We start from the raw sequence: 5,573 nt of genomic DNA, 5'->3' as shown, positions 1-5,573 counted from the left end.
CCCACGGCCTGGGCCTGTACCGCACCGAATTCCTGTTCCTGCAGCGCAACGAGCTGCCGGACGAAGAAGAACAGTTCCAGACCTACCGCGATGCGGCGCTGGGCATGAGTGGCCGGCCGGTGACCATCCGCACCCTCGACCTGGGTGCAGACAAGGCCGACCGCACCGGCCTGACCCTGAGCAACGAGGAAAACCCGGCGCTGGGCCTGCGCGGCGTGCGCCTGTCGCTGGCGCGGCCCAAGGTGGCCGACACCCAGATGCGCGCGATCCTGCGTGCCTCGGCCTACGGCAAGCTGCGCGTGCTGGTGCCCATGGTCAGCACCCGCGACGAACTGCTGGCGGTGCGCCGGCGCATGCTGAAACTGGGCGAGCAGCTGCGCGCCGAGGGCCACATGGTGGCCGAGCATGTGCCACTGGGCGCGATGATCGAAGTACCCGCCGCCGCGCTGGCGCTGGAGAGCTTCATCGATCTGGTCGACTTCCTGTCGATCGGCACCAACGATCTGGTGCAGTACCTGCTGGCCGCCGACCGCAACAACGAAGCCCTGGGCGAACTGTATTCGCCGCTGCATCCGGCCGTGCTGCGCCTGCTGCAGATGGTGATCGAGACCGGCGCACGCCATCGCATTCCGGTGGCGGTATGCGGCGAAATCGCGGGCGACGCACGGATGACCCCGCTGCTGCTGGCACTGGGCCTGACCGAGTTCAGCCTGCACCCGGGCACCCTGCTGGAAGTACGTCGTGCTGTCCGTGATGCCGATCTGGGAGCCCTGCGCGCCCGCGCACCGAAGCTGCTGGGCATGCGTGACCGCCGCGGCATCGAGCGCTGGCTGGCGCTTGTGGCGGACGCGTCCTGACCCCCGCGCTACGCGCTCGCCGGGCACGGCCCGGCGCTACCGCCGCGTGTCACCTTTGGTAGCGCCGGGCCATGCCCGGCGGATTCGATCTGGAGCAGCAGCCCCTTGTTGTTCAAGGAGCGCGCCGACAGGCGGGGGATGAGGTGGCATGCGTGGACCCCAGTGGCCTGTGGCCAGCGGGGTATGCGCTGAAACATCCCCTTGCGATAATGACACGCTGAACACCCCTGTTGCCGCATCCTTGCTGGGATCGCGGCTTTTCTTWTCCCGCRGGAGCTGCGATGGCYGARGCCGTACGCCACGACAAGACKGCRCGCCAGYTGCGGMTGYTGTCCGATGCACTGGACAGCGGKCGRCTGGGYCCGGTACGCCGTCTGGTCAATACCCTGGCGCCGGYCGAGATCGGCAACCTGCTCGAATCGTTGCCGCCGGGCAAGCGTGAGATCGTCTGGGGCCTGGTCGATCCGGAAGACGATGGCGAGGTGCTGGTCCACGTCGGCGACGACGTGCGCGAAAGCCTGCTCGCGGACATGGACCCGGACGAAATCATCGCCGCGGTCGAAGACCTCGACATCGACGATCTGGCCGATCTGGTCGAAGACCTGCCGGACACGGTCATCGACGAAGTCCTCAAGTCGATGGACCGCGAGAACCGCGAGCGCCTGGAGCAGGTGCTGTCCTACCCCGAGGACAGCGCCGGCCGCCTGATGAACCCGGACGTGGTGACGGTACGCGCCGACGTCAACGTCGATGTGGTGCTGCGCTACCTGCGCCTGCGCGGCGAACTGCCGGACCACACCGATCACCTGTTCGTGGTCAGCCGCCGCCACCAGTACCTGGGCCGGGTGTCGCTGGCCTCGCTGGTGACCCACGAAGACACCACCCCGATCAACCGCCTGATCGACGATGAGCAGCCTGCCATCGATGTCGGCGAGAGCGACCAGGAAGTGGCGCGGCAGTTCTCCGACCATGACTGGATCTCCGCGCCGGTGGTGGATGACAACAACATCCTGATCGGCCGCATCACCATCGATGACGTGGTCGACATCATCCGTGGCCAGGCCGAGCACCAGGCGCTGGGCGCCGCCGGCCTGGACGAGGACGAGGACCTGTTCAGCCCGGTCTGGCGCGCGATGCGCCGCCGCTTGATGTGGCTGTCGGTGAATCTGTGCACAGCCTTCCTGGCCTCCAGCGTGGTCGGCCACTTCGAGGGCACCATCGACAAGCTGGTCGCCTTGGCGGTGTTGATGCCGATCGTCGCCGGACTCGGCGGCAACGCCGGCACCCAGGTGCTGGCACTGATGGTGCGCGGCCTGGCACTGGGCCAGGTCGGCAGTTCCAACGCACGCACGCTGCTGTGGAAGGAAGTGCGGGTGGCCCTGCTCAATGGCGTGGTGCTCGGTTCGGTGCTGGGCCTGATCGTGCTCGCCTGGTTCCACTCGCCCGGACTCTCGGCCGTGATCGCCATCGCGCTGACCTGCAACCTGTTGTTCGCGGCACTGGCCGGCGTGCTGGTGCCCCTGGGCCTGAAGCGCTTCGGCTTCGATCCGGCGCTGGCCAGCGGCATCTTCCTGACAGCGGTGACCGACTCGATGGGCTTCTTTACTTTCCTCGGCCTGGCCACCATGGTCCTGCTGCACTGACTGGAACTGCCATGGCAACGACGATCGAAAACTACTTTGCGCCGGGTTGGCGCGACCAGCTTCACACCTGTGCCGCCTGCGAGTGGAAAGGCAGTTCGCGGGCAATGGTGATGGAACTGGACGAGGACGCCACCGAGTATGTGTGCCCGGTGTGCGACAACCCGTTGCTGGTGGTGCTGCACCCGGACATGGCGCAGGTGCAGGCCGCAGCCGCAGGCGGCAATGCCGAAGCACAGGAGCAGCTGGAGATCATCGCCAGCTTCCCGCGCCCGCAGTGATGCGGCGCACGATGCCGGGCCGGTCGCGGCGCACTACCATCGAGGCGACATCGCCCTCATGGGAACCGCAATGCTTCGATCGCTTCTGCGCTGGCTGCCGCTGCTGGCCCTGCTGATGTTGACCGGGTGTGCCAGTACGCCGCCCGGTGCCCGCGGCCACTTCGAGGCACGTGCGGTGAAGGTGGACGGCGACACCGCCTACTACCAGGTGTTCATACCGGCCGCTGCCGCGCGCGCGGCTGGTCCGCTGCCGGTGGTGCTGTTCCTGCACGGCTCCGGCGAGCGCGGCGGCGATGGCGTGAAGCAGACCCACGCAGGCCTGGGCCCGTACCTGCGTCGGCACGCGGCCGACTTCCCCGCGCTGGCGGTGTTTCCGCAGGTTCCCGGCGACGAGGAATGGAGCGGCCGCAACAACCGCGTGGCGATTGCGGCACTGGACGCCACGATCGCCGAGTTCGGCGCTGACCCGGCAAGGCAGTACCTGACCGGAATGTCGATGGGCGGCTATGGCAGCTGGAACATCGCGCTGGACGATCCGAAGCGCTTTGCCGCGATCGTGCCGGTGTGCGGTGCGGTGCTGGCACCACGTGCGGTACGCCCTACCCTGTTCGTCGAGCAGGTGGCGAACGAAGCGGATCCCTATGCGGTGATCGCGCAACGGTTGCAGCGCACCCCGATCTGGATCTTCCACGGCGCGCTGGATGACGTGGTGCCACCGGATGATGATCGCCGGCTGCATGCAGCGTTCCAGACCGCCGGCGCGCGCGACGTGCGCTATACCGAGTACGCGGAGGGCAACCACAATGCCTGGGATGCCACCTACGCCGACGCGGCGATGTGGGCGTGGCTGTTCGCCCAGAAGCGCTGAGCGCTTGCTCCGGTAGAGGCCAACCTTGGTTGGCCCCCTTCTGGTAGATGCCAACCTTGGTTGGCACCAGCCTACCCAAGATCAAGCCATTCCCCGATGTCCGTCGCAAGCGTGTCCGCCCAAGCTTGCGGCATGCAAAACGTCCGCCTCCTGCTCGGCCGTCGCTCCAGCATCGGTCTCAGCTACATCCTGACTACCGTCGTGGATCGTCGTGCGCCCCTGTTCGCCAACGACGCTGCCGCAGCCCTGGCAATCCAGGAATTCCAGAGGCTGGATCAGGAAGGCTTCACCCGCTCGATCGCCTACGTGGTCATGCCCGATCACATCCACTGGCTGCTCGAACTACGTGCGGGAACACTGGAAACCGTCATGAAGCGCTTCAAATCGCGCACGGCGCAGCAGGCAAACCGGTTGTTGGGAAGGGGCGGGCGCTTCTGGCAGGCCTGCTACCACGATCATGCGATCCGCTCGGACGAATCGTTGTACCGGCATGCGATGTACCTGATGGGCAATCCGATCAGGGCGGGTCTGACGACGCAGTTGGGGCAGTATCGGCACGCATGGTGCGAGTGGGAGCTCGAGGCCTTGGGTGATCGACCGGAGGCATTCAGCACGGACGGATAGTGCCAACCAAGGTTGGCATCTACCAAAGCAGTGCACGTGCCAACCCAGGTTGGCACGCACCAACGCAGCAATCGGAGGCAATCAACCCAGCAGGGTTTCCAGCACGGCCATGCGTACGGCGACGCCGTTGGCGACCTGGCGCAGCACCCACGACTGCGGGCCGTCGGCCACTTCATCGGTCACTTCCACGCCGCGGTTGATCGGCCCCGGGTGCAGCACGGCGGCATCCTTGCCGGCGCGGGCCAGGCGTGCGGTGTTCAGGCCGTACTGTGCGTGGTACTGCTCCAGCGACGGCACCAGGCCTTCTTCCATGCGCTCGCGCTGCAGGCGCAACATCATCAGCGCGTCGACGCCTTCCAGCATCGCGTCGAAATCATCACCGACCACGCAGCCCTTGAGGGTGTCGTCGTCAGGCAGCAGCGACTGCGGGCCGCATACGCGGATCTCGCCCACGCCCAGCGTGCGCAGGGCATGCAGGTCGGTGCGGGCCACGCGCGAGTGCTTGACGTCACCGACRATCACCACCTTCATCTTCGAGAAGTCCGGGCCCTTGGCCTGGCGCAGGGTCAGCATGTCCAGCAGGCCCTGGGTCGGGTGCGAGCTGCGGCCGTCGCCGGCATTGACCAGCGCGGTGCCCTCGCCCGCCACCGCAGCCAGCGCCGCCACGGCGCCGTCATCGGGGTGGCGCACCACGAAACCGCGCACGCCCATCGCTTCCAGGTTCTTCAGCGTGTCGCAGGCGGTTTCGCCCTTGCGCGTGGACGARGTSGAGGCRTCGAAGTTCAGCACGTCCGCRCCCAGCCGCTGCGCSRCCARMTGGAACGARCTGCGSGTRCGSGTGGAGGGTTCGAAGAACARCGTGCAYACCGCCGMKCCGCCCAGCACGTGGCGCTTGTTACCGACACGGCCGACCGCGGCATCGCGGATCTGGCCAGCGCGGTCGAGCAGTTGCACCAGGGTGTCGCGGGGAAGACCTTCAAGCGTCAACAGGTGGCGCAGGCGGCCGGAGTCATCGAGTTGCTGGGCGGTCATGGCGGGGTTCGTATCGTCAGGGAATGGGAATGGCGTCGTCCGGCGACGACAACCAGCGGTCGATGATCACCGCCGCAGCCACGGCATCGAGCGCAGCCGCGTCGCGGCGACGCTTGCGCCCTTCGGCGCGCTCGACGGCGAAGCGGCGGGCGGCCTCGACCGAGCTGGAACGCTCGTCGATCATCACCACCGGCAGCTTGAAACGTTCCCGCAGCTGGCGGGCAAAGCCCTGCGCGCGCTTGCGGTTGGGCTGGTCCTGGCCGTCCAGGGT

General features: G+C 67.3%; 7 protein-coding genes. 5 read left to right on the top strand and 2 right to left on the bottom strand.

Annotated elements, in window-relative coordinates:
• From AC1VAN_RS09395 to AC1VAN_RS09375, 5 genes are all read left to right on the top strand, one after another.
• The coding region (locus AC1VAN_RS09395) for a putative PEP-binding protein (protein ID WP_480985690.1) at positions 1-857 on the top strand (857 nt) is incomplete at its 5' end.
• Between the two features lie 281 nt (positions 858-1,138).
• Entirely contained in the window at positions 1,139-2,500 is a 1,362-nt protein-coding gene (mgtE, locus tag AC1VAN_RS09390; RefSeq protein ID WP_480985689.1) for a magnesium transporter, read from the top strand.
• Between the two features lie 11 nt (positions 2,501-2,511).
• Complete coding sequence (locus AC1VAN_RS09385) at positions 2,512-2,778, top strand: hypothetical protein (protein ID WP_442251280.1); 267 nt, start codon at positions 2,512-2,514, stop codon at positions 2,776-2,778.
• 70 nt (positions 2,779-2,848) lie between these two features.
• Positions 2,849-3,646 carry a carboxylesterase family protein gene (locus tag AC1VAN_RS09380; RefSeq protein WP_025874028.1) on the top strand — a complete coding sequence of 266 codons (798 nt, stop codon included), beginning with the start codon at positions 2,849-2,851 and terminating at the stop codon, positions 3,644-3,646.
• 132 nt (positions 3,647-3,778) lie between these two features.
• The gene (locus AC1VAN_RS09375) at positions 3,779-4,270 is read left to right on the top strand and encodes an REP-associated tyrosine transposase (RefSeq protein ID WP_051585095.1); all 492 of its coding nucleotides are present in this window, start codon (positions 3,779-3,781) and stop codon (positions 4,268-4,270) included.
• Positions 4,271-4,351: 81 nt separating this feature from the next.
• On the opposite strand, the gene AC1VAN_RS09370 is transcribed toward AC1VAN_RS09375, so the two are convergent.
• Entirely contained in the window at positions 4,352-5,302 is a 951-nt protein-coding gene (locus tag AC1VAN_RS09370; RefSeq protein ID WP_480985688.1) for an aspartate carbamoyltransferase catalytic subunit, read from the bottom strand.
• A gap of 16 nt (positions 5,303-5,318) precedes the next feature.
• On the bottom strand, positions 5,319-5,573 hold a 255-nt coding region (ruvX, locus tag AC1VAN_RS09365), incomplete at its 5' end, for a Holliday junction resolvase RuvX (RefSeq protein ID WP_480985687.1).

The organism is Stenotrophomonas sp. 05L44_2 (assembly GCF_056665995.1).
Note: the sequence above shows the minus strand (reverse complement) of the source record. Positions and strands in the feature narration are given on the sequence as shown.